This is a genomic window from Xanthomonas sp. 3058 (assembly GCF_014199765.1).
GTDB classification, from domain to species: Bacteria; Pseudomonadota; Gammaproteobacteria; order Xanthomonadales; family Xanthomonadaceae; genus Xanthomonas; species Xanthomonas campestris_B.
Genome location: NZ_JACHOF010000001.1, coordinates 584490 through 609062, shown reverse-complemented (window position 1 = coordinate 609062; position 24573 = coordinate 584490). Strand labels below are relative to the sequence as shown.

The window sequence follows — 24573 nt, the reverse complement described above, 5'->3', positions numbered from 1 at the left end:
CAAAATCGTAGTCCGGTTGGTATGCATTGAAGCCTGGAGTTCGCTCGATGTCATGCTGCGTACGCACAAAAAATCTAATGAAACTGGCCTGGTTAGGTGGCTTGTTCGGCAAATGAAAGAAATGGTTGACTTGACGTTAATCCGCATGGAGTCTCCGCATTGCTCGGTTTCGGGCATCCTTTGGGAGGAGGAATCGTGCGGTATCTGAAAGTAGTCCAATCATCTAGACCAGTAAGCCGTAACATATTGGCGCAGGCGCTGTTCGGCGCCCTGGCACTGGCCAGCGCACAGGCAGCCGTGGCCCAGCAGACCGATGCTGCCCCACCGGCGCCGGAACAAGCACCGACCACGCTGGACCAGGTCAAGGTCACCGGCATCCGCAGCTCGATCCAGTCGTCCATCGACAGCAAGCGCGAGCAGACAGTGGTGGCCGACGTGCTGTCGGCCGAGGACATTGGCGATCTGCCGGCGCTGTCGATCGGCGAGGCGATCGAGACCATCACCGGAGCGGCCACGCACCGCGAAAAGGGCGGTGCCTCGGAGATTTCCATCCGTGGCCTGGGGCCGTTCCTGGGCTCGGCCACCTTCAACGGGCGCGAGGCCAGCAACGGCAGCGGCGACCGCTCGGTGAACTTCAACCAGTTCCCCGCCGAACTCATCAACACCGTGGCGATCTACAAGACCCAGCGCGCCGACTTCGTCGAAGGCGGCATCGCCGGCACGGTCAACATGCAGACCGTGCGGCCGCTGGAATTCGGCAAGCGCCGCGTGCAGCTGGACGGGCGGGCGACCTATGCCGATGGCGACAGCAAGTTGCGCGACGCCGATGGCGTGGGTTGGCGCGGCACCGTCAGCTACCTGGACCAGTTCGACCTGCGCGGGGCCGGCAAGCTGGGCGTCTCGCTCGGCCTGCAGCGGCTGGAAGGCACCAACCCGGAAGAAGTGATGAGCAGCAGCTCTACCTGGACGGCCTGCAACGCCAATGAAGTGGTGGGCGCCAGCCGCAACTGCACCGCCGTGACCCCGGCGCAGGTGCAGGCTGGCACGCCGTACTACCTGGCGCCCGGCAGCCGCGTATACCGCCAGATCAGCGAACACGATCAACGCGACGCGGCCTTCGCCGCGCTGCAATGGCGGCCGTTCGACGGCCTGGATGTGGCACTGGATTACCAGGACTCGCAGCGCACCGTGACCGAAGACCGCGCCGAGCTCAATTTCTCCGAGACCTTGCGCAACCTCAACAACCGCCAGGTGGGCGACAACGGCGCCTTGCTCGGCCACACCGGCAGCAGCACGGTGGAATCGTCCACCGACTACAAGGTGCGCGACGAGCAATATCGCGGTGGCGGGCTGCGCGTGGAATGGCGCCCGAACGCGGCCTGGATGCTGTCCACCGACCTGTCGTATTCGCGCACCGAGCGCAGCGAGATCGACCGCCTGATGCGGCTGCGCTCCAATGCCACCGACATCAACGGCAACCGCGTGCCCGGGATCAACGGGCAACGCGTGGACTACACCTATACCTATGCCGGCGATGTGCCGGGGATCGTGGTCAATCCCGCGTTCGACCTGAACAACCCGGACAATTTCAGCGCGGCCGCACGCGCGCGCCGCGACGAGTTGCGCCGCGAGCACACCATCCGGGCCTGGCGTTTCGATGGCGCCTTCACCCCGGAAAGCGGGCTGCTCACCTCCATCAAGGGCGGCGTGCGCCTGTCCGAGGCGACCTACCGCGACCTGGACGACCGCGTCGAGCGCAATGTCACCGATCCGGCCACGATCCGCGCCGCCAACCTGGCCTGCCGGCAACCGTTTCCGCAGGAGGATTTCCTCTCCAGCGCCAGCGGCAACACCATCCAGCAGTGGGCCACCTTCGACAGCCGCTGTCTGTTTAGCGCCGTCACCGGCGTGGACGACACCGGCCGCAACGCCGACCCGCGCGGCACCGCCGACGCCGACGTGCAAGAAAAGACCCGCGCGCTGTACGTGATGGGCGAATTCGCCAGCACGCTGTTCGGGCTGCCGGTGGATGGCAACCTGGGCGTGCGCTGGGTGCGCACCGACGTGAGCTCGCTGGGATTGCGCGGCGAACTGGACGTGGTCGACAATCCCGACGGCACCATCCAGCTGGTGGAAACCGGGCGCTTCGCCGCGCAGACGGTGCGCGCGTCCAACCGCGTGTTTCTGCCCAGCTTCAATGCCAACATCGGCCTCACCGAGCAGACCCAGCTGCGCTTCGGGCTGTACCGGGCCATGGCGCGCCCGGATCTGGTGGCGCTGTCTGCCGGGCGCACCTTCATCCTGGAACCGGGGACCGAATTCACTACCGTGGGCGAGGCGATCGGCAGCATCACCGCCACCGGCAACCCGCGCACGCGGCCGCTGTTGTCGTCCAATGCGGACGTGTCGCTGGAGTGGTATCCCAATGCCGACTCCCTGCTCAGCGCTGCGCTGTACTACAAGCAGTTCACCGGTGGCGCGGTGCCCACGGTGGTGGACGAGCGCTTCGTCATCGACGGCACGTCGGTAGTGGTGCCGGTGGTGCAGGACGTCACCACCCGGCAAAAGAGCGATCTCACCGGGCTGGAGCTGACCGGCACCCACCGCTTCTCCTACCTGCCGGCGCCGTTCGACGGCCTGGGCGTCAAGCTGAGCTACAACTACGCCGATTCCAACTACAAGACCCAGGATCTGCGCCTGGGCGACCAGGTCGATCCGGCAACCGGCCTGGTGAGCAGCGGCATCGTCGCGCCGGCCAACATCTTCGGCCTGTCGCGGCACGTGTTCTCCGGCCAGCTGTATTACGCCATCGGCGCGCTCGACCTGCAGGCCATCTACAAGTACCGCTCCGAGTATTTCCAGAAGTTCGTCGGCGCCCCGGCGCAGAACCGCTACGTCCGCGACAGCGGCACCCTGGACCTGCGCGCCAGCTACCGCTTCAATGCGCAGCTGTCGGTGTCACTGGAGGCGTCCAACCTGACCAACGAGCCGCGCATCTCCGACATGCCGGTGCCCGGTAGCTTCCGTGAGTACAACACCTACGGGCGGCGCTATTATTTGGGAGTGCGCTACCGGTTCTAGCGTCGCCCACCGGTACGGCCTCCGTCGCGCCACCTGTCCGGCACCTGCGTGCCGGGCCGATCACCTTGAGGGTTTGAGTCGCCGATGTCCGAAAACCGCCTGTACCACTCCGTTGCCGCCAAGATCCGCGCGCTGATCGACACGGGCGAGTTCCCGGTCGGCTCGCGCCTGCCGGGCGAGCGCGAGTTGGCCGAGCGCTTCGGCGTCAGCCGCGTGACCGTGCGCGAGGCCGAGATCGCACTGGAGGCGCAGGGCCGCATCGTGATCAAGATCGGCTCGGGCGTGTACGTCAAGCCACGGCTGGCCTCGGACGAGGGCGCGTTGCCGGATGTCAGCGCGTTCGAGCTGACCGCCGCGCGCGCGGTGATCGAGGCGGAGGCGGCCGCATTGGCGGCCAGCCACATCACCGATGCGGAGCTGGACGAACTGCGCGGCATGATCCAGGCGCTGTCCGCACCGGGCCTGAGCGATGCGGCCGCTGGCGACTACGACCGCGCGTTTCACCTGGCGATTGCGCGGATCAGCGGCAACCCGGTGGTGGCGCACTGCGTGCAGCTGATCTGGCGCATGCGCAACGAATTGCCGCGCGTGCGCGAGGTGTACGCGCGGGTCTGCCACGACGACGGCGCCACCCGCGTGGACGAGCACACCGCCATCCTGCAGGCCCTGCAGCAACGTGACCCGGTGGCGGCCCGCACGGCGATGCGCAACCACTTCCAGCGCCTGTTCGAATCCATGCTGGAAGCGACCGAAAGCGATGCACTGGCGGAAATCCGCCGCCGCACCCAGCAGGACCGTGCGCACTTCATGGCGGCAACGCGCACCTGAGTGCGTGCAATGTTCGGTGAGACGAGACACGTCGATCGCCAGCGCGACACGTTTTTGTGCCGCTGACGATCGATCCTTCGGAGGACACACACTTCAACGTGAATAACGTGCTGCAGCGGCATGTCGCTGCAGCACGTCCGCCGTCAGGCAGATGGCTCCATCCGCTACGGCACGCGCCTGCAGTGCAGTGGCGTCAGTCCGCCATCACCTTGTCCGGCGTCATCGGCGTGCTGCGGATGCGTTTTCCGGTGGCATGGAAGATCGCATTGCAGATCGCCGCCGAAACACCGACCAGCCCGATTTCGCCCACGCCTTTTGCACCCAGGCTGCTGACGATGCGGTCGTCCTCGTCGGCAAAGATCACATCGATGTCGTGGATGTCGGCGTTGGCCGAGACGTGGTACATCGCAAAATCGTGATTCATAAAACGGCCGAAACGGTGATCGGACTGGGTATGTTCGTGCAGCGCCTGGCCGATGCCCCAGACCACGCCGCCCACGATCTGGCTGCGCGCGGTGATCGGGTTGAGGATGCGCCCGGCGGCCACCGCGCTGACCACGCGCGTCACCCGCACCGTGCCCAGTTCTTCGTCCACGCGCACTTCCACGAACACCGCACCGTGGGTGGCGCGGGTGTATTTGCGTTGCTTGAGCACGTTGGGCAATAGCAGGAACTTGTCTTCGATCTGTTCCAGCTGAGCGGCACGCAGCAGCTCGGTCAAGGCGATGGTGGTGCCGGCATCGCCGCGCAATGCCAGCGTGCCATCGGCGAAGACCACCTCGTCCAGCTTGGCCTTGGTAAAGCGCGAATTCGGTAAGGACTGGGCCAGCCGCAGCAGCCGGGCGCGCAGCTTCGCGCAGGCACCATCCACCGCCGAACCCACCGTGGTCACATGCGACGAGCCGCCTTCGATCGGTGCAACCGGCAGGGTCGAATCGCCAAGCTGGAAGGTGACCTGTTCCAGCGGCAGGCCCAGCGCTTCGGCGGCGATCATCGCCATCACCGTATAGGTGCCGGTGCCGATATCGCTGGCGGCGCTGCTCACCACCAGCCGACCGTCGGCATGCAGCACGGCGTGGGCGCGCGCAAACATCTGCATCGCATCCCATTGCCCGCTGGCCATGCCCCAGCCGACCCATTCATTGCCTTCCTTGCGCGCACGCGGTTGCAACGGGCGCTGCGCCCAGCCGAAACGCTCGGCACCTTGCGTGTAGCATGCGCGCAGCGCCTTGGTGGAATAGGGCTTGTCGTCGGCCGGATTGACCTCGGCGTAGTTCTTCAAACGTAGCGCCAGTGGATCCATGCCGAGCGCATAGGACAGCTCGTCCATCGCCACTTCCAGCGCATGCACGCCGTGTGCGGCGCCGGGTGCGCGCATGTCCATGGGGCTGAACTGATCCAGGCGCACCAGGTTGTAGCCCAGATGCACGTTGTCGCAGGCATACAACTGCCCGCTCCAGTTGACGACTACCTCGACGTAATCTTCGATGCGTGAGGTTTCGGCAATGGCTTCGTGCCAGATCGCACGCAAGGTGCCGTCGCGGTCTGCACCGAGCTTGAGCCGCTGCAATGTCTCCGGGCGATGGCCGAAGGTGAACATCTGTTGCCGCGTCAGCACCACCCGCACCGAGCGGTCGAGCAGAATCGAGGCCATGACAGCAAGCGGCAATTGATACTGCGGCCGCAGCCCCGAGCCAAACGCACCGCCGACATACGGATTGCGCACGGTGACCTTGCGCTTGCTCAAACCGAACACGTGCGAGACATACCAACGGCTGTTCTGCGAGCCCTGGGTCTTGTCGTAGATGGTGAAGTGACCATCGGCGTCGCGGATCACGGTGGAGGCGAACAACTCCATCGGATTGTGGTGCTCCACACCGCTGTAATACTCGGCCTGGATCTGCACGGCAGCATCGGCGAACGCGGTGTCCGGTTTGCCCTTGTCCTTGGGCGGCGGCGAGAAACCGGCCTTCATGGCCTTGGGCTTGTGCGCACGGTCCAGGTTGGTCATCAGGTTGGTGTCGTGCGGGTCCTGCAGCAGTTCCACCTCCACCAGATGCGCCGCATGGCGCGCCGCTTCGAAGGTGTCGGCAACGACCAGGGCAATCGGCTGGCCGCTGTACAAGATCTTGTTGTCGTACAGGGGGCGGAACGGCGAGCCGGCGGGTGCGGTCATGTCCTTGTAGAACAGGTCCATGCCGCGCATATGCGGGCGGTTTTCATGGGTGACGATCTCCAGCACGCCGGGCACCGCGCGTGCGGCCGCGAGATGGAAGGCAACGATCTCGCCTTTGGCGATGCTGCTGTTGACCACCACGCCATAGGCCAGATCCGCGACCGGCCATTCGGCGGCATAGCGCGCCTGGCCGGTGACCTTGGCACGCCCGTCGATGCGGGTGACGCCGGTGCCGGTGGGGCGATAGCCGGTGCCGCTGTCGGCAACCGGCGGGGTCAGCTCGTTGTCGGGCACATCGGTGCTGCGTGCATTCATGGCGCTTGCTCCAGCGCGCTGGTATGCCCGCGGTTGTCGATGGTGCCCTCGCGGGCAACGCTCAGTGCGCGCACGATGCTGCGGCGTGCCAGCGGAATCTTGAACGCGTTGTTGCCCTGCGGCTGCGCACCTTGCAGCAGCGCATCGGCCAGGATGCCGAAACTGTCTGCGGTGGCCGGCTTGCCCACCAACTGCGCTTCGGCGTCGGGATGGCGCCACGGTTTGTGGGCCACGCCGCCCAGTGCGACGCGCACCTCGCGGATGCTGCCGTCGTCGGCCAGATCCAGTGCCGCGGCCACCGACACCAGCGCGAAGGCGTACGACAGACGCTCGCGGATTTTCAGGTAGGCGCTGTGTGCGACGAAGCGCTGCGCATCGGGCAGATCGATATGCACGATCAGCTCGTCCGGGGCCAAGGTGCTGTCCCGTTCCGGGTGTTCGCCGGGCAGACGATGGAATTGCGCAAACGCGATGTCACGCTCGCCATCGGGGCCCTGCACGTGCACCACCGCGTCCAATGCGGCCAATGCGACGCACATGTCCGATGGATGCGTGGCGATGCACTGCGCGCTGGCGCCGAGAATGGCGTTGTACGTGGTGAGCCCGCCGATGGCCGAGCAGCCGGTACCGGGCGCACGCTTGTTGCACGGGGTGGCGTGGTCGTAGAAATACAGGCAGCGCGTACGCTGCAGCAGATTGCCGCCATTGCTGGCCATATTGCGGATCTGCGGCGAGGCACCGGCCAGAATCGCCGCGCTCAGCAAGGGGTAACGCGTTTCCACGTCCGGGTGATAAGCGGTGTCGGCATTGCGCGCGAGCGCGCCCAGGCGCAGCCCGCCATCGGGCTGGGTGGTGATGCTGTCCAGCGGCAGCCGATTGATATCGACCAGGCGGCTGGGCCGCATCAGCTGCAGCTTCATCAAGTCAGTGAGGTTGGTGCCACCGGCGATCAGGCGCACGGGAGCTTCGACAGGCAGCGGGTGCGGGTCGTTGCCGCGTATCGCCAGTGCGGTGAGCGTCGCATCGACGCTATCGGGGCGCGTATAGCTGAGCGGAATCATGCCGGCACCGTCCCGGGCGTCCACGCTGTGGCAGCGCTCTGGCTGCTGTCGCTGGGCTTGCCCATGACCTGCATCACCGCATCGGTGATCTGCGGGTAGGCGCCGCAGCGGCACAGATTGCCACTCATCAACTCGCGCACCTGGTCGCGGTCGTGTGCCTTGCCTTCGTTGAGCAGGCCCACTGCCGAACACAACTGCCCGGGCGTGCAATAGCCGCACTGGAAGGCGTCTTTTTCGATGAACGCGCGTTGCAAGGGATGCAGCTGGTCGCCGTCGGCCAGGCCTTCGACGGTGGTGATCTCGGCACCGTCCTGCATGACGGCAAGCGTCAGGCAGCTGTTGATACGGCGTCCATCGATCAGCACGGTGCAGGCGCCGCACTGGCCGTGGTCGCAGCCCTTCTTGGTGCCGGTGAGATCGAGCCGGTCGCGCAATAGATCGAGCAGGCTGACCCAGGCTTCCAGTTGCAGTTTGTATGGCTGACCGTTGATGCGCAGGGTGACCGGATAGGTCGGCGCAGCGGTAGCGGTTGCCGGCGCCGTGTGATCGGCAGTGGCGGGCGTGGCATTCATGCGAACCCCGTGGCGATGGCTGAGAGGAAGACCCTCACCTTGACGCGCGTTGGGTCAAGGTGCGGTGTAGGTACGGTGTAGATATAGAGATGCTCGATCGCGCTTGCGCGCGCCACTAGCAGCGCTGTGGCGCTCGCTCAGCTGCATCGCGGTGGCGTGCAATGGGCAATGGCTTGCGCAACGCAGCGGCCTGCAGTGCAGGTGCGTGCATTGCGCGTCATCGTGGTGTCACCTGAATTGGCCAGGCTATCGCGCCCAGCGCAAGGGGAGCGCGCACGATGAAAGCCAATGCCACCCGCGCGTGGACGCAGGTGTTCACGCAGCACGGATCCGTGCTGCGCGGTTTCTTCGTGCGCCGCGGCGCCAAGGAGGACGCCGAGGACCTGGTGCAGGAAACCTATCTGCGCCTGTTGCGCGCGCAGCAGGACCAGGGCGAAGGAATCGCCAACCCGGAAGCCTATCTGTACACGGTGGCGCTGAATCTGGCGCGCGAGCAGGCGGCGCGCCGCAAGCAGGCGCCGTTGCAGATCGAAGAGATGGAGCAGTTTTCGCAATTGCTGGCCGCGGCCGAGGATGTGGAGGACGCCGCGCACCGTCAGCAGCGCCAGCAACGTCTGCAGGCCTTGCTGGCCACCTTGCCGGAGCGCACCTGCGCGGTGCTGGTGATGCAGTACCGCGATGGCCTCAGCTACAAGCAGATCGCCGAGCGCATGGGCGTGTCTGCGCATATGGTCAAGAAACATGTGGTACGTGGGTTGTCGGCGTGCAGGCAGGCAGTTGCCGACAGCGGAGACAGCTGGTGAGTACGCGCATCTGGGCCGCCCGCAGCGCCGCCGGCGAGGCCGCGCACTGGCATGCACTGCAGCGCATGCAGGCGCTGGACGCACAGCAGCAAGCCAGCTTCATGCAATGGCTGACCGCATCGCCGCTGCATGTGCGCGAATACATGGCCGTGCTGCGCGTTGCTGGCGAGCTGGGCGATGCGTTGCGTGGCATGGCGCTGGATGTGGATGCCTTGCTCGATGGCGATCGCCACATGCGTGCGGTTGCAGCCTCGCGCAATGTGATCGCGTTGCCGTTGCCGTTGCGATTGCCGCAACCACAACCACAACCACAACCACAACAGCCTAGACATGCGGCGCCGCCGGGCCGCAACGATGGCCAGCGCAGTGCGCGTGTACGCGGTTGGAGCCTGGGCCTTGCGGCGGCGCTGTGCGGCGTGGCGGTCTTGACCGGCTGGGCATGGCCGCGCACGCAGACCTATGCCACCGCGCATGGCGAGCAGCGCCGCGTGCAACTGGCCGATCGCAGCGTGGTGCATCTGAATGCGCTCAGCAGCGTGCGCGCGACCATGACGCCGTGGAGCCGCCGCCTGCAATTGCTGCAGGGTCAGGCCAGCTTTGAAGTGGCCCCGGACCGCCGTCGGTTGCAGGTGTATGCGGGCCACCTGCGTGTGGAAGATATCGGCACCACGTTCGATATCGCCTTGTATCGGCAGCAGGCACGCATCGAGGTCACCGAGGGCCGCGTGCACGTGTGGCGCGATGACCGCAAGCAGCAGCCGATGCTGGCGAACCTGGGCGCCGGGCAGAGCGCACGGATCGACGCGGCGTCCGGCCGGGTCGACGTGTCCAACGAGGATGTCGCTGCCATGCACGCGTGGTGGCAGCGGCGCATCGTGTTCCGCGATGCACCGCTGACCACCGTGGCCGAGGATTTCAATCGGCTCAATCGCACCCGCCTGCTCATCGACGATGCGGCCGCCGGCGCGTTGCGGCTCACCGGTAACCTGCGCGGCGACGATGTCGCCTCGCTGCGCGCGTTTCTCGACGACCAACCCAACCTGCGCGTGGTCGATGCGCCGGGCGTATTGCGCGTGAGTAGCCGGCCGGTGCAGGGCGCCGCTGCGCACTGACGACAGCGGCGGGGGTCTGGTGCGCTGGTCGGTGCCGTGCTGCCCGGGTGACATACCGGGCACAGGTGCGTACGGCTGGGCGGCGTGGTGCGCACGCCGCGCGCCGGAATCAGCCATGCAGCTCTCAAGACTGGATAGCCGCGCACGCGCCTGCTGATGCGCCCGCATCGCGCCCGCAACCTCGTCCGCTTGCTTACCTGCGCGTGCCACCACTGCGCACGTGTCACAGAAAATTCATCAAAAAACGGTGCCCGATCGTCGCTGTCGTCCCTCGTAGTCCGGGTACAACGCAGCATTCCCACCCGTGGGTGGTGCTGCGCATTGCTTCCTCCCCCTACTGGATTCCACGATGCGCCGTACGTTGGTTCTTTCGATTGCTCTTGCCTTGCATGCCGGTACTGCCGGTGCCCAGACCACGCCCGTGGCAGTGTCGGTCGATGCAATTCCCGCCCAGCCGTTGGCGCGTGCACTCAACGCCTTGTCGCGTCAGACCGGCCTGCAATTCGTGTATGCCGCAGGTGTTGCCGGCAACCCGCAGACCCGCGCCACCAGCGCCGGTCTCGCGCCGGAGCAGGCCTTGCAGCAATTGCTTGCCGGCACCGGCCTGCGTTATCGCTACCTCAACCCGACCACGGTGACCATCGAGACGGCCCAGGACCCGGCTGGTGCGCAGCCTCAGGTGTCCCCGACGTCGGCGGCAGTGGCGAATGCGCCAGCACCGCGCGCAGACGCACCGGTGCAGGAGCTGGACAGCATCCAGGTACTCGGCAGTTATGCCGGTAGCCTCAGCGCTGCGTTGCGCCAGAAGCGCTACGCCGACAGCGTGGTGGATGTGATCGCCGCAGAGGATATCGGCAAGCTGCCGGCGCAGAACGTGGCCGAGGCGCTGCAGCGCGTGCCCGGCGTGTCGATCGTGCGCGACCGCGGCGAAGGCGTGTACGTGCGCGTGCGCGGTCTGGGCCCGAACTTCCAGGTGACCACGCTCAACGGCCAGACCATGGCGGTCAACGAGAACGTGCGCACCTCCGGCCAGACCGGGCGCCAGTTCCGCTACGACACGCTGCCTGCCGAACTGGTCTCCGGCCTGGACGTGATCAAGAGTCCCACCGCCGATCTGGACGAAGGCGCCATCGGTGGCATCGTCAACGTGCGCACGTTCCGCCCGCTGGAACTGGGCAAGACCCTGACCAACGTATCGCTGGAATCGAGCCAGGCCCAGCGCACCCAGTCCAACGATCCGCGCGTTTCCGGCCTGTTCAATTGGGTCAATGCCGAAGGTACCTTCGGCATGCTGATTTCCGGCGCGTATGCGCAACGCAGCTTGCGCCAGGACCGCGTCAACGAGGTGAGCTGGGACTACTACCGCAACGGCGTGCCGGGCGTGCCCGGTGCTACTTACGTGCCGACCGGCCTGCGCCCGACGCTGGAACTGGAAGAGCGCGAGCGCACCGGCGTGGCGGCCTCGCTGCAGTGGAAGCCGAGCGCGGCGTGGGAGACCAATCTGGATCTGCTCTACGCCAAGCAGACCGTGCATTACGACGAATACAGCATGGGTGTGGGTTTCGACAGCCTGGCCAAGCTGAGCAATCTGCGGGTGGAAAACGGCGGTATCACCGGCTTCGATTATCGCAACGGCCAGGTGCAGATCTCGCGTGAAACCTCCGGCATCACCGACGACAATCGCAGTGCACGCCTTTCCAGCACCTGGAGCGGCGACCAATGGACGCTCGGCGCAGTGGCTTTCCACTCGCAGGCGCACAGCTACGATTCGGATCCGATCCGCCGCACGCGCCTGCGCAGCGGCACCAACCTGTCGATGCGTGTGGACATGCCGCAGGCCGATGGCGAGAACGTGCCGGACTGGAGCTTCACCAACGGCTTCGATCCGACCAACCCGGCCACCGTGGCAGGACGCCGGCTGGAATGGCGCGAGATCGATGCACGCGACAAGGAAGACGCACTGCAGTTCGATGCCAAGCGTGCGCTCGACGGCAGCTTCTTCCGCGACTTCAAGGTGGGCGCCAAGTATCGCCAGCGCTCGCGCACCTATGACCGCGCCGACCTGCTGCTCAACAGCATCGCCGGGGTGCGCTTCCCGGCCAGCAACTTCACCGCATTGCCGGTGAGCGACATGCTGGCCGACGCCAACGGCAACATGCCGCGACAGTGGCTGGCGCCGATCGAATCCACGTTCTGGGGTAATTGGCCGACCAGCGCCGATCTGCGCAATACGCCCAATAGCGCGGACTTGCAGAATTCCTATGAGGTGCAGGAGAAGATCGCCTCGGCCTACGCCATGACCAATTTCGGTACCGAGCTGGCCGGCCGCGAGCTGCGCGGCAACCTCGGTGCGCGCGTGGTGCGCACCGAGCAGGCCACCGATGGTCATGCCGACGTCAACGGCACGGCGCAGCCGGTGCATTTCGAGCGCAGCTACACCAACGTGCTGCCCTCGTTCAACGCGGCCTGGGATGTGCGCGATGACATGGTGCTGCGGACCTCCGCAGCGAAGGTCATCACACGCCCGGACCTTACCGATCTGTCGTCCAAGCTCACCTTCAATTCCAGCGGCGAAATCCTCACCGCCAGCGGCGGCAATCCCGCGCTGCAGCCGTTCGAAGCATGGCAGTACGACCTGACCTTCGAGTGGTATATCGATGGCACCTCGGCCCTGACCGGCGGGGTGTTCTACAAGGATATTTCCAGCTTCATCCAGACCCAGATGTCCAACCTGGTCTACGAAGGCCAGACCTATCTGCTGTCGTCCAAGACCAACGGCAGCAAGGCGATGGTGCAGGGCGCGGAGGTGGCCTACCAGCAGGTGTTTACCGGTTTGCCGTCGCCGCTGGATGGCCTGGGCATGCAGCTCAACTACACCTGGACCGACAGCAAGGCGACCTACCACGACGGCAACAGCAGCTTCACCGACAGCCTGGAAGGCGTGGCCAAGAATACCTACAACGCCGTGCTGTTCTACGAGAAGGGCCCGCTGATGGCGCGTGTCAGTTACAGCTGGAGCGACGACATTCTCAATGCCGTCGGCACCGCCAATGTGGCCACGCTCAACAGCGACAAGTTCGGCAGCCTGGATGCCAACGTGGCCTACAAGGTCAACGACACGCTGTCGGTGTTCGTCAACGCGATCAACCTCACCGGCGAAGTGCAACGCCAGTTCGTCGGCGATCACCTGTTCGGTGGCTATACCGATTACGGCCGTACCTGGTCGGTGGGGCTGCGCGCGCGCTTTTGAGAGTAGCTGAGACCACCTGGCGAGCGGTTGTCAGGTGGGTACGGACGGCGCGCTCAGAATCTGAGTGGAGGAGTGGTACACGCCGCTCCAGCATCGGCCACGCCCGCCTGACAACTGTGCAGTTGAGTAGATCGCCGCTCCACTTTTCTGGCTGCAGCCAATGCCGCTACCGGGCGTCTGTCTGCAAGGTGCCATCTGCAATGGCGACAGCGCCCGCGATGGCGCTGTTGCCAACTGCACGTTGCGACGTATCGCGTCGTGCAGTGCATGCACCACGTTTTGAGACCATCTTCATGTCATCACTCAGTCGTATCTGTTTCGCATGTGTTGTTTCTATCATTGCCGTCGTTGCCTCGTTGCAAGCAGCCGATGCCGCTACAGCGCCGGAGACACTTGAAAAAGTCGTGGTTCTCAAACGCCACGGCGTGCGTGCAGCGATGTCCAGCCCGGAACAATTGGGTCGCTACTCCTTGCGCACCTGGCCGCGCTTCGATGTGCCGGCCGGCCACCTGACCGCGAACGGTGCACGCCTGGAAGCGCTGTTCGGCAGTTATTACCGCGCCCGTTACGCACCGCTCGGCCTGTTCGATGGCGATGGTTGCGACAAGGTGTATTACTGGGCCAACCGTACCCAGCGCACCATCGCCTCGGCACAGGCGCTGGCAAGCACGCTCACGCCGGGGTGCACGAACACGGTGCACCACGTTGCCGATGGCGCGTCCGACCCGCTGTTCGATGGCGCGCCGGCATTGCGCCAACCCGCCGCCGTCGACTTGATGCGCGCGGCCATCGCCGGCCGCGTCGGCGGCGATGTCGCGGCCTGGAATGCGGCGCAACACGATGCGATCGACACCCTGCAGCAACTGCTGTTGCAGTGCGCGCAACGGCCGTGCCCGGCGCAGGCCGGTGCCGGCAAGCAGCGTCTGGATGCAGTGCCCGCACGCATGGGCGATGCACATGACGGCATCGCCGGAGTCGAAGGCCCGGCATCGGCCGCATCGGGCATCAGCGAGAGCCTGCTGATGGGCTGGGCCGACGGCCAGGACTTTGCCGCACTGGGTTGGCAAGGCCTGGACGAAGCCAGCCTGCTGCGCGCGTTCGCACCGCACCAGGCCGAGTTCGCATTGCGCCTGCGTGCGCCGACGGTGGCGCGGATGGCCAGTTCGCCATTGGCGGCGCGGTTGTTGGCAACCTTGCAGCAAGGCAGCGACACCAACCGCAGTGCAAACGCCAATGCAGCGCACGCCACGCCAATCGGTGGGGGTGCACGGCTGGTGGTGCTGTCCGGTCACGACGGCACGCTGACCTTGCTGGCCGGCATGCTCGATCTGCATTGGCAGCTGCCGGGGTATCAGCCCGACCAGACCGTACCCGGTGGTGCGCTGGTGTTCGAGCGCTGGCGGCGTGCCGACGGGCAACGCGTGATCCGCTTGCGCTACACCGCGCAGACCCTGGCGCAACTGCGCGAACGCCGCACGCTGACACTGCAGGCGCCACCGCCATCCTCGCCGGTGTTCATTCCCGGCTGCAGCAATGCCACGCCGGAGTACGACTGCCCGCTACCGACCTTGGCGACAGTGATCGATGCGGCGATCGACCCGCATTACCTGAGCGAATGACGCTGCGCGCGCCGGCCGATGGCCGGCGCACGTGGTCGCATCGGCGTCGTGGACGCCGCTTTTCTGGCCGCCGTGCCAGCCGTTTTTCCTTTCACTGCAAGAGGTGATTCATGCTCCCGCATCTACGCACGCTCGTCAGTTTCGGAATCGCGCTAAGCCTTGCCTGTGCCAGCACTGCGCAAGCGCAGACAGACGTCGGCGTGCTCGACGTGCTGACCTACAACATCGCCGGCCTGCCCGAAGGGCTGTCCAGCGGAACGCCGGCGACCAACACCGCACTGCTGGCACCAAAACTGGCGCCTTACGGCCTGGTCCATGTGCAGGAGGACTTCAACTACCACGCCACGCTGTACGCAGGCGACGCGCATCCGTACCGCACCGCCACCAGTGGTGGTGCCGCGTTCGGCGACGGGCTCAACACGCTCAGCAACTATCCCTTCAGCGACTTCACGCGGGTCAAGTGGAATCAGTGCAATGGCACCGACTGCCTGACCCCGAAGGGTTTCAGTTACATGCGTCTACGCCTGGCCGATGGCGTGTTGCTGGACGTCTACAACGCGCACCCCAATGCCGGTGTCGAAGCGGGCGATCTGTCCGCACGGCGTGCCAATATCGGCCAGCTCTCGCAGTTCATCCAGACCTGGTCGGCCGGCAACGCAGTGCTGGTGATGATGGATTCCAACACGCGCTACACCCGCAGCGACGACAACATCCGCGACCTGATCGCCTCCAATGGGCTCACCGATGCGTGGGTGGAATTGATCAAGGGCAGCGCACCGGCGGCCGGCGCTGCGCCGCTGCTCTGCGGCACGCCGCCCACCAATAGCTGCGAGGTGGTCGACAAGATGTTGTACCGCGATGCACCGCAACTGACCCTGGTGGCCAATCGCTATCAGCTCGATGGCGGCGGCTTCTACGACAGCGCCGGCAAGCCCTTGTCCGATCATTATCCGGTGTCTGCGCAGTTCGGTTGGGCGGTGGGCGATCAACTGCGCACCAGCGACCAGTTCGGCGGCCCGCACGGTATTCCGTTCAATGACCTCGCCGGCAATCCCGGAGGCCGCCCGCTCAGTGGCGTGACCTTGCGCGGCGGTGCGCGCCTGGATGGCGTGGGTGTGATCCTGGACAGCGGCAAACTGCTGGCGCATGGCGGCAGCGGCGGGCAGGCGACGACCTTGTCGCTGGGCGCCAACGAAACGCTGTCTTCGGCCACCGTCAGTGTGGGCAAGTACAACGACCGCACCCGCGTGTTTTCGCTGAGCCTGCGCACCAACACCGGCCGCAGCGTGCAGGTGGGGACCCCGGGCAGCGAGCGCTATACGCTGACTGCGCCCAGCGGCTGGCATATCGCCGGGTTCACCGGCCGCGCCGGTGATGAGATCGACAAGTTGGGTGTGGTGTATGCGAAGGACTGAGCGCGGAAGTTCGCTGACCGCCATGCAGCTCGCGCGCCGTTTTCGGTAAGAGCGTTAGGCAGTGATGTCTGGCCATGGATGGCCATTGCGTGGAATTGTTCTGACGAACGAATCACCCGTACGTTGCCGCTGATTCGTGCACGCGGTCCTGATATCGCAATTGCAGGCGCGGGCGCAGCCACGCGGCGCACGCTGTCTCATCGAGTGAGCCATCGGCCAGGCCGATGTAGAAGCCGTAGAGCTCCAGATCATCGGCCAGCAAGGTCGCACCGTTGAGTACGATGAAGGTTTCGCAGGCGACCGCCGCAGTGCGTTTGTTGCCGTCGACAAACGGATGATTGCGGGCCAACCCATAGGCAAGACTGGCCGCTAACGCAGCCAGGTCCGGTGGTGGCTCGCCGTAGGACAGCAGTTGTTTTGGTCTGGCAAGCGCCGCGTCGAGCAGGGCGTCGTCGCGCACGCCACTTCCGCCGCCATGTTCGGCCAATTGACGATCGTGGATGGCCAGGACGAGTGGCCGTTCGATCCAGATGATCATGGTCGCGCCCTATTGCGCCAGCTTGTGCAGCAACGCGCGGCGGTTGCGCATCACCTGCTCGGCCACCTCCATCTGCGCGGCCAGGGTCGGGTCGAACACGGTGAGCTTGATGCCGTCGGGCGTTTCCAGCGCATAGAGTTCGTCGCCCTTGCCCAGGCGTAGGCGAGCGAGCAGTTCCTTGGGCAGGATGACGCCGGCGGAATTGCCGATGGCAGTGATCTTGAGCTTCATTGCGGATCTCTCGCGTTATTACGTAAGTTATAACTCCTTGGCCGGATGGTCGCAAGCTGGCCATGGCTGAGCGACTCAGCAAGCCAATCTCGCCTGCTGCGACCGATAAGTGTACAAATGTACACCTTGTCCTACGTGGTCCCCGTCTTCCATGACGTCCTTGTCCCCCAAACGTGCTGCGGTGCTGGCCTTCCTGCAGCAGCAGGCCCAGGCCGGGGTGTCGCCCAGCCTGGCCGAGATTGCGCAGGCGTTCGGCTTTGCCTCGCGCAATGCCGCGCAAAAGCATGTGCAGGCGCTGGCCGAGGCCGGGTTGATCGAGCTGCAGCCCAATCAGAAGCGTGGCATCCGCATGCCGGGCGGGGCCGCGCGCGATGCGTTGCTGGCCTTGCCGGTGCTGGGGCGGGTGGCGGCCGGTGTGCCGATCGGCGCGGATATCGGCCTGGATCGCCAACTCTGGCTGGACCGCACGCTGTTCTCGCTGCGCCCGGACTATCTGTTGCAGGTGCAAGGCGATTCGATGATCGACGACGGCATCCTGGATGGCGACCTGGTCGGCGTGCACCGTAGCAACGATGCGCGCAATGGGCAGATCGTGGTGGCGCGGGTGGATGGCGAGATCACCATCAAACGCCTGGAACGCGGCGACGCGCGCATCCGCCTGCTGCCGCGCAATCGCGCGCATGCGCCGATCGTGGTGGCGGCCGATGCCGACTTCGCGATCGAAGGGCTGTACTGCGGTCTGATCCGGCAGGGCTGAGATGAGCCAGGAGCCCGCGCGCATCAGGCAGGACGGCAACGCAGCAGTGGCCTTGCCGCTGGATGCCTTGCTGGCCGCACGCACGGTGTGGCGGGCGGGGCAGGGCACCGCTGTGGCCAACGGCGGCGAATCCACCGGGCATCCCGCATTGGATGCGCTGCTGCCCGATGGTGGCTGGCCACGGCGTGCGCTCACCGAGTTGCTGCTGCCCGCGCACGGTGTGGGCGAGATCGCCTTGCTACTGCCCACGCTGGCGCGCATGACCAGCGCCAGTAGCCGGGTGGTGCTGGTGGCCCCGCCCTGCATTCCTTACGCACCGGCCTGGCAGGCGGGCGGGGTGGTGCTGGAACATCTGGAAGTGGTACAGGCCGAACCGCGCGACGCCTTGTGGGCGTTCGAACAATGCCTGCGCAGCGGTGCCTGCGCGGCGGTATTGGGCTGGCCGCAGACCGGCGATGCGCGCGCCTTGCGGCGGCTGCAAGTCGCCGCCGACAGCGGCAACTGCTGCGCGTTCGCATTGCGCGATCGCAAGCATGCGGTCAACGCATCGCCGGCGGCGTTGCGGCTGGAATTTCTGCCCGAGCGCGATGCCTGGCAGGTGCGCAAGTGCCGCGGCGGCCAGGTGCCTTCGCAGCCGTTGCGGCTGGCGCATTGAGGCGCGCATGTTGTGGGCCTGCATCTTGCTGCCGCAGCTGGCGCTGGACGCCGTCCTTCGGCGTCTGGAAGAGCCGGACGCACCGCTGGTATTGGTGGAAGGGCCGGCGCAGTTACGCAGCCTGCATTCGGTCAATGCAGCGGCAGCAGATGCAGGGTTGAAAGCCGGCATGCGGCTGTCGGCCGCGCATGCCTTGATGGCGCAAGTACGCACCATCGATTACGACCCGCAGAACGAGGCGCGGACGCAGCGGTTTCTCGCAGCCTGGGCATACCGGCACAGTTCGTTGGTGAGCCAGCAATGGTCGCGCGCCATCGTGCTGGAAGCGGGTGCCAGCTTTCGGTTGTTCGGTCCGTGGCCGCGTTTCGAGCGCCATCTGCGCGATGAGCTGCAGGCGCTAGGCTTCCAGCACCGGCTTGCACTGGCACCTACACCCCGCGCCGCGCGCGTGCTGGCCGGTCTGCGCGATGGCATGGTGGTGACGCAGTTGCCGGCCTTGCACACCACGCTCGACAAGGTGCCGGTACGCCGCGCGGCATTGCCGGGCGATGTCGGCGAGCGCCTGCAACACATGGGCGTGCGCACGCTCGCTGCGGTACGTGCGTTGCCGCGCGACGGGCTGCGCCGGCGGTTTGGTGCCGGCCTGCTCGAGCATCTGGACCGCCTCTACGGCCAGGTCGACGACCCCCTGGAGTGTTATGCACCACCAGACCACTTCGACCAGCGTGTGGAGCTTGGCTACGAGGTGGAAATGCATCCGGCATTGCTGTTCCCGCTGCGGCGTCTGATCGGTGATCTGTGCACCTACCTCTCCATCCGCGATGGCGGCGTGCAACGTTTCTTGCTGCGGCTGGAACACGAACAAGGCGCTACCGATGTCGAGATCGGCCTGCTGACGCCGGAGCGTGCGCCGACGCTGTTGTTCGAGCTTGCGCGCAACCGGCTGGAGCGGGTGGAGATCCCACGGCCGGTGGTGGCGATGCGCCTGCTGGCGCGGCAGTTGCCGCCGTTCGTGCCGGCCATGCGCGATCTGTTCGACCAACGTGCGCAGCAATCGGTGGAGTGGCCGCAGCTACGTGAGCGCTTGCGCGCGCGGCTGGGCGATGACGCGGTATACCGCGTGCTGCCGGCCGACGACCCGCGGCCCGAACGCGCCTGGCGGCGTGCCATCGGCGACGCCATACGCGAAACCGCTGCGCCACCGCGTCCTCCGCGCCCGACCTGGCTGTTGCCGCAACCGGTGCCGTTGCACGCGACGCAGCTGCGCATCATCTCCGGCCCGGAGCGGCTGGAAAGCGGCTGGTGGGACGACGACGAGGCACGTCGCGACTATTACGTGGTGGAAACCGCACGCGGCCGACGCGGCTGGGCGTTCGCCGCGCCCGGTCGTGTGGATGGCTGGATGTTGCATGGGTGGTTTGCATGATCCGGCGCATGCCCACGCAGCATCGGACTGCTTGCCGGGCTGGTCATCGCAGCGGTGGCGCACGCGCTCGATGCCACGCAGCGAAGGCGCAGCTGCAACGAGGTGATCGGCCGAACATTTTGCCGGCAACACGAGGTTGAAGAGATGCGCCCATGAGCTGGGATGACGCCACCGACGGCGTGGACCGCGATACGCCCGGTGGACGCATGCCGCGCGCCTGGAACGTGGCAACACGCCTGCGTGCGGCCAATGACGACATTGCCCATGCGGCGGTCAGCGATGGCTTGCCTGCGTATGCCGAGCTGCATTGCCTGTCGGACTTCTCGTTCCTGCGTGGCGCCTCCAGTGCCGAGCAGTTGTTCGCGCGTGCGCAACACTGCGGCTACAGCGCACTGGCCATCACCGACGAATGCTCGCTGGCGGGCATCGTGCGTGGCCTGGAAGCGGCGCGCGCCACCGGCGTGCGCCTGATCGTCGGCAGCGAATTCACCTTGGTCGATGGCACCCGCTTGGTACTGCTGGTGGAAAACGCGCAGGGTTATCCGCAGTTGTGCGCGCTGATCACCACCGCGCGGCGTGCGGCGAGCAAGGGCGCGTATCGGCTGGGGCGTCCCGAGGTGGAAGCGCAGTTTCGCGATGTTGCACCGGGCGTGTTCGCGGTGTGGTTGCCCGGTGCGCAGCCGCAGGTCGAGCAGGGCGCCTGGTTGCAGCAGGTGTTCGGCGAGCGCGCCTTCCTGGCGGTGGAACTGCATCGCGAGCAGGACGATGCGGCACGGCTGCTTGCCTTGCAACTGCTGGCGCAACAGCTGGGCATGAGCGCACTGGCCAGCGGCGATGTGCATATGGCGCAGCGGCGCGAGCGCATCGTGCAGGACACCCTGACCGCCATCCGCCATACCTTGCCATTGGCCGAGTGCGGCGCGCACCTGTTCCGTAACGGCGAGCGCCATCTGCGCACGCGGCGGGCCTTGGGCAACATCTACCCGGATGCGTTGTTGCAGGCGGCCGTCGAGTTGGCGCAGCGCTGCACCTTCGATATTTCCAAGCTTGAATACACCTATCCGCGCGAACTGGTGCCGGAAGGACATACGCCGGCGAGTTATCTGCGACAGCTCACCGAAACGGGCATGCGTGAGCGGTGGCCCAATGGAACGCCGGCAAAGGTACGTGCCGACATCGAAAAGGAATTGGCGCTGATCGCGCTCAAACAGTACGAGGCCTTCTTTCTCACCGTGCAAGACGTGGTGCGATTCGCGCGCTCGCAGCACATCCTTTGCCAGGGGCGCGGTTCGTCGGCCAATTCGGCGGTGTGTTATGCGCTGGGTATCACCGCAGTCAATCCGGATGAAACCCGTTTGCTGATGGCAAGATTTCTATCCGAAAAACGCGACGAGCCACCGGACATCGACGTCGATTTCGAACACGAACGCCGGGAGGAGGTGCTGCAGTACGTCTACAGCAAGTATGGTCGTGAACGTGCGGCGCTGGCGGCGACGGTGATCTGTTATCGCGGCAAAAGCGCGGTACGCGACGTGGCCAAGGCGTTCGGCCTGCCGCCGGACCAGACCGCGCTACTGGCCAATTGCTATGGCTGGGGCAATGGCGACACGCCGATGGAGCAGCGCATCGAAGAAGCCGGGTTCGATCTGGCCAACCCGCTGATCAACAAGATTCTTGCAGTCACCGAGCACTTGCGCGATCACCCGCGCCATCTTTCGCAGCATGTCGGCGGCTTCGTGATTTCCGATGAGCCGTTATCGATGCTGGTGCCGGTGGAAAACGCGGCGATGGCCAACCGCACCATCATCCAGTGGGACAAGGACGATCTGGAAACCATGAAGCTGCTCAAGGTCGATTGCCTGGCGCTGGGCATGCTCACCTGCATCCGCAAGACGCTGGACCTGGTGCGCGGGCACCGTGGGCGCGATTACAGCATCGCCACGCTGCCGGGCGAGGATGCCGCAACCTACAAGATGATCCAGCGTGCCGACACGGTGGGCGTGTTCCAGATCGAGTCGCGCGCACAGATGGCGATGTTGCCGCGGCTCAAGCCTGCGGTGTTCTACGACCTGGTGATCGAGGTGGCGATCGTGCGGCCTGGTCCGATCCAGGGCGACATGGTGCATCCGTATCTGCGCCGGCGACAGGGCCGCGAAGAGGTCAACTATCCATCGGCGGAAGTGGAAGACATCCTCAAGCCGACCCTGGGTGTGCCGTTGTTCCAGGAACAGGTGATGGAGCTGCTGATGCATGCGGCCGATTACACCGAAAGCGAAGCCGATAACCTGCGCAGGTCGATGGCCGCCTGGCGTCGCGGCGGCGACATGGAGCAGCACCGCGCGCGGGTGCGCGAGCGCATGCAGGGCAAAGGCTACGCCTCCACCTTCATCGACCAGATCTTCGAACAGATCAAGGGCTTCGGCTCCTACGGGTTCCCGCAAAGCCATGCCGCCTCGTTCGCCAAACTTGTCTACGCCAGCTGCTGGCTCAAGCGCCACGAGCCGGCGGCATTTGCCTGCGGACTGCTCAATGCGCAGCCGATGGGCTTCTACTCGGCCAGCCAGATCGTGCAGGACGCGCGGCGCGGCAGTCCCGAGCGCGCGCGCGTGGAGGTGTTGCCGGTGGATGTGCTGCATAGCGGCTGGGACAACGCGCTGGTCGGTGGCCGGCCGTGGCACAGCGACGCAGATCCTGGCGAGCAGCCGGCGATCCGTCTGGGCATGCGTCAGGTCGCTGGATTATCGGAAGTGGTGGCAAACCGCATCGTCGCCGCGCGCGCGCAACGCGCCTTCGCCGATATCGGCGATTTATGCCTGCGCGCGGCGCTCGACGAAAAAGCGCGCCTGGCGTTGGCCGAAGCCGGCGCCTTGCAGGGCATGGTGGGCAACCGCAATGCCGCGCGCTGGGCCATGGCCGGCGTGGAAGCGCGCCGCCCGCTGTTGCCGGGCAGCCCGCAAGAGCGCGCGGTGGAGTTTGCAGCGCCACGTGCGGGCGAAGACATCCTGGCCGACTACCGCTCTGTCGGTCTGAGTCTGCGCCAGCATCCGATGGCATTGCTGCGCCCGCAGATGCGGCAGCGACGCATCCTGGGCCTGCATGAGTTGCAAGGCCGCCGTCACGGCAGCGGCGTGCATGTCGCCGGCCTGGTCACCCAGCGCCAGCGCCCGGCCACCGCCAAGGGCACCATCTTCGTCACCCTGGAAGACGAACACGGCATGATCAACGTCATCGTCTGGTCGCACCTGGCGCTGCGCCGTCGCCGCGCACTGCTGGAATCGCGCCTGCTGGCGGTACGCGGGCGCTGGGAACGCGTGGACGGCGTGGAGCATCTCATCGCCGGCGATCTACATGATCTCAGCGACCTGCTCGGCGAGATGCAGCTGCCCTCGCGCGATTTCCATTGAGGTACAGGGGGCGCAGCAAGCGTGTCGGCGTGCTCCCTGGTGCGCCCACGCCGTGACGTAGGCCTTGTCGCGCAGCAGTTCGGTTCGATGGCGCTGCGCAACGCACCACGCTCGACAGAGGGCGATGCCGTAAAGCCGCCGCCTCGTCGCGTCTTCGGTGGAAGCGCACTGTACGGGGCTGCAGGCGACCCACAAGCGCGGGTGAATAAGGCCTGCCATCTGCCACCGGCAGTCAACCGGTCTGTGCTACACCATGCAGGCCGGCGCGGCCGCGCTGGCCTATTTCTTCACCCGCGAGGCGACCATGAAGTTGGAGGCGTTGTTCGATCAGTTGCACACCTTGCCCACCGTGCCCAAGGTGGCGCAGGAGCTGATTGCCCGGTTCGACGATCCGGCAACCAACATCGACGTGCTGGCGCACAGCATCGAGCGCGATCCGGTCATTGCCGCCAAGGTGTTGCGGCTGGCGAATTCGGCACGCTTCCACGGCCTGCGTGATTCCACCAGCGTGGAAGACGCGGCCATGCGGCTGGGCTTCAACACGCTGCGCACCCTGGTGCTGGCGTCGGCAATGACCGGAGCGTTCCGCGCCGGCCCGGGTTTCGATCTCAAGGCCTTCTGGCGGCACAGTTTCGAGGTGGCCGGCATCTGCCGCTTGCTGGCGCGCCAGCACGGGCTCGATCCAGAGACTGCATTTACCTGCGGCATGATGCACAACATCGGCGAACTGCTGATCCAGTCCGGCGCACCGGACTACGCCAGCCGCATCAATCACGAAAGCTCCTCTGCCGCCCACGCCGCCGAAGAAACCCTCCAGCTGGGATTTGGGTATCCCGAAGTCGGGGCCGAGCTGGTGCGTCGCTGGCAGTTGCCAGCGGTCATCCAGGAAGCGATCGCCTATCAGGTCCGGCCCGCCGCCGCGCCGGAAGGCGCGCGGATGCCGCTGCTGGTTGCGCAGGCAGTGCAGGTGTCCGACGTGCTGCACGCGCATGGCGGCGACACTGCGGCGGCACAGGAGGCGGTACGTGGGCCGTTGATGGATGGCGTGGATCTGGATGCGCTGTTCGCGGCGCTGCCGGATGTCATCGAAGCCGATCGCGCGTTCGCCGAGTTACTTCATTGAGTAGTTGCGGTACCGGTCACCGAATGGGCGATGACCGGTACCGCTCTCGTGGTGCGGATCTGCTGCCAGCGGCCTGGCGATGTGAAGTAGCCGCCAGGTCAGTTGTCGATGCAGTTGGCAGCGCGGCGCGAGCTGGTGCCGACGCGGTATGTTGGAAGGTCGCGTGTCGCTGCTGCCTGCGCGTCTGTTGATAGCCGGAAGTGGCCG

17 protein-coding genes are annotated in these 24573 nt (G+C 65.9%); 12 read left to right on the top strand and 5 right to left on the bottom strand.

Annotated elements, in window-relative coordinates:
- The first annotated feature begins 246 nt into the window (after positions 1-246).
- Entirely contained in the window at positions 247-3081 is a 2835-nt protein-coding gene (locus GGR61_RS02850; RefSeq protein WP_260286819.1) for a TonB-dependent receptor, read from the top strand.
- A gap of 84 nt (positions 3082-3165) precedes the next feature.
- On the top strand, positions 3166-3909 hold the full coding sequence (locus GGR61_RS02845) for an FCD domain-containing protein (protein WP_184620380.1): 744 nt from the start codon (positions 3166-3168) through the stop codon (positions 3907-3909).
- Positions 3910-4102: 193 nt separating this feature from the next.
- Here GGR61_RS02845 and GGR61_RS02840 read toward each other — a convergent pair whose 3' ends face one another.
- The 3 genes from GGR61_RS02840 to GGR61_RS02830 are packed head-to-tail and all read right to left on the bottom strand — an operon-like array spanning position 4103 to position 8033.
- Positions 4103-6400 carry a xanthine dehydrogenase family protein molybdopterin-binding subunit gene (locus GGR61_RS02840; RefSeq protein WP_184620379.1) on the bottom strand — a complete coding sequence of 766 codons (2298 nt, stop codon included), beginning with the start codon at positions 6398-6400 and terminating at the stop codon, positions 4103-4105.
- Complete coding sequence (locus GGR61_RS02835) at positions 6397-7485, bottom strand: xanthine dehydrogenase family protein subunit M (protein WP_184620378.1); 1089 nt, start codon at positions 7483-7485, stop codon at positions 6397-6399. Before GGR61_RS02835 ends, GGR61_RS02840 begins: the two co-directional genes overlap by 4 nt.
- On the bottom strand, positions 7458-8033 hold the full coding sequence (locus GGR61_RS02830; protein WP_184620377.1) for a 2Fe-2S iron-sulfur cluster-binding protein: 576 nt from the start codon (positions 8031-8033) through the stop codon (positions 7458-7460). Before GGR61_RS02830 ends, GGR61_RS02835 begins: the two co-directional genes overlap by 28 nt.
- A 278-nt stretch (positions 8034-8311) precedes the next feature.
- On the opposite strand from GGR61_RS02830, the gene GGR61_RS02825 reads away from it, so the two are divergent.
- From GGR61_RS02825 to GGR61_RS02805, 5 genes are all read left to right on the top strand, one after another.
- Positions 8312-8836 carry an RNA polymerase sigma factor gene (locus GGR61_RS02825; protein ID WP_184407008.1) on the top strand — a complete coding sequence of 175 codons (525 nt, stop codon included), beginning with the start codon at positions 8312-8314 and terminating at the stop codon, positions 8834-8836.
- On the top strand, positions 8833-9948 hold the full coding sequence (locus GGR61_RS02820) for a FecR domain-containing protein (RefSeq protein ID WP_326520608.1): 1116 nt from the start codon (positions 8833-8835) through the stop codon (positions 9946-9948). Before GGR61_RS02825 ends, GGR61_RS02820 begins: the two co-directional genes overlap by 4 nt.
- Positions 9949-10297: 349 nt before the next feature.
- Entirely contained in the window at positions 10298-13198 is a 2901-nt protein-coding gene (locus tag GGR61_RS02815; RefSeq protein ID WP_184620376.1) for a TonB-dependent receptor, read from the top strand.
- Between the two features lie 293 nt (positions 13199-13491).
- Positions 13492-14817, top strand: a complete 1326-nt coding sequence (locus GGR61_RS02810) for a histidine-type phosphatase (RefSeq protein WP_260286818.1) — start codon at positions 13492-13494, stop codon at positions 14815-14817.
- Between the two features lie 110 nt (positions 14818-14927).
- A complete protein-coding gene (locus tag GGR61_RS02805; RefSeq protein ID WP_184620375.1) occupies positions 14928-16232 on the top strand; it encodes a jacalin-like lectin in 1305 nt (434 codons plus the stop codon).
- Positions 16233-16344: 112 nt separating this feature from the next.
- On the opposite strand, the gene GGR61_RS02800 is transcribed toward GGR61_RS02805, so the two are convergent.
- On the bottom strand, positions 16345-16770 hold the full coding sequence (locus GGR61_RS02800; RefSeq protein WP_184407012.1) for a type II toxin-antitoxin system death-on-curing family toxin: 426 nt from the start codon (positions 16768-16770) through the stop codon (positions 16345-16347).
- Between the two features lie 9 nt (positions 16771-16779).
- Entirely contained in the window at positions 16780-17001 is a 222-nt protein-coding gene (locus GGR61_RS02795) for an AbrB/MazE/SpoVT family DNA-binding domain-containing protein (protein WP_184620374.1), read from the bottom strand.
- 151 nt (positions 17002-17152) lie between these two features.
- Here GGR61_RS02795 and lexA point away from each other — a divergent pair, with 151 nt between their 5' ends.
- From lexA to GGR61_RS02770, 5 genes are all read left to right on the top strand, one after another.
- Complete coding sequence (gene lexA, locus GGR61_RS02790) at positions 17153-17758, top strand: transcriptional repressor LexA (protein ID WP_184407014.1); 606 nt, start codon at positions 17153-17155, stop codon at positions 17756-17758.
- Between the two features lies 1 nt (position 17759).
- Entirely contained in the window at positions 17760-18413 is a 654-nt protein-coding gene (imuA, locus tag GGR61_RS02785) for a translesion DNA synthesis-associated protein ImuA (protein WP_184407015.1), read from the top strand.
- Positions 18414-18420: 7 nt separating this feature from the next.
- Positions 18421-19839 (top strand): DNA polymerase Y family protein, encoded by a 1419-nt coding sequence (locus tag GGR61_RS02780; RefSeq protein ID WP_184620373.1) that lies wholly within the window; start codon positions 18421-18423, stop codon positions 19837-19839.
- A 152-nt stretch (positions 19840-19991) separates the two neighbouring features.
- Positions 19992-23243, top strand: a complete 3252-nt coding sequence (locus tag GGR61_RS02775; protein WP_184620372.1) for an error-prone DNA polymerase — start codon at positions 19992-19994, stop codon at positions 23241-23243.
- Positions 23244-23547: 304 nt separating this feature from the next.
- Complete coding sequence (locus GGR61_RS02770) at positions 23548-24366, top strand: HDOD domain-containing protein (protein WP_184620542.1); 819 nt, start codon at positions 23548-23550, stop codon at positions 24364-24366.
- Positions 24367-24573 lie beyond the last annotated feature (207 nt).

Coding starts and splice junctions, on each gene's coding strand:
- GGR61_RS02795 (WP_184620374.1), bottom strand. CDS start 17,001: ATGAAGCTCAAGATCACTGCCATCGGCAATTCCGCCGGCGTCATCCTG.
- lexA (WP_184407014.1), top strand. CDS start 17,153: ATGACGTCCTTGTCCCCCAAACGTGCTGCGGTGCTGGCCTTCCTGCAG.
- GGR61_RS02775 (WP_184620372.1), top strand. CDS start 19,992: ATGAGCTGGGATGACGCCACCGACGGCGTGGACCGCGATACGCCCGGT.
- GGR61_RS02780 (WP_184620373.1), top strand. CDS start 18,421: ATGTTGTGGGCCTGCATCTTGCTGCCGCAGCTGGCGCTGGACGCCGTC.
- GGR61_RS02825 (WP_184407008.1), top strand. CDS start 8,312: ATGAAAGCCAATGCCACCCGCGCGTGGACGCAGGTGTTCACGCAGCAC.
- GGR61_RS02830 (WP_184620377.1), bottom strand. CDS start 8,033: ATGAATGCCACGCCCGCCACTGCCGATCACACGGCGCCGGCAACCGCT.
- GGR61_RS02800 (WP_184407012.1), bottom strand. CDS start 16,770: ATGATCATCTGGATCGAACGGCCACTCGTCCTGGCCATCCACGATCGT.
- GGR61_RS02840 (WP_184620379.1), bottom strand. CDS start 6,400: ATGAATGCACGCAGCACCGATGTGCCCGACAACGAGCTGACCCCGCCG.
- GGR61_RS02805 (WP_184620375.1), top strand. CDS start 14,928: ATGCTCCCGCATCTACGCACGCTCGTCAGTTTCGGAATCGCGCTAAGC.
- imuA (WP_184407015.1), top strand. CDS start 17,760: ATGAGCCAGGAGCCCGCGCGCATCAGGCAGGACGGCAACGCAGCAGTG.
- GGR61_RS02845 (WP_184620380.1), top strand. CDS start 3,166: ATGTCCGAAAACCGCCTGTACCACTCCGTTGCCGCCAAGATCCGCGCG.
- GGR61_RS02815 (WP_184620376.1), top strand. CDS start 10,298: ATGCGCCGTACGTTGGTTCTTTCGATTGCTCTTGCCTTGCATGCCGGT.
- GGR61_RS02770 (WP_184620542.1), top strand. CDS start 23,548: ATGAAGTTGGAGGCGTTGTTCGATCAGTTGCACACCTTGCCCACCGTG.
- GGR61_RS02810 (WP_260286818.1), top strand. CDS start 13,492: ATGTCATCACTCAGTCGTATCTGTTTCGCATGTGTTGTTTCTATCATT.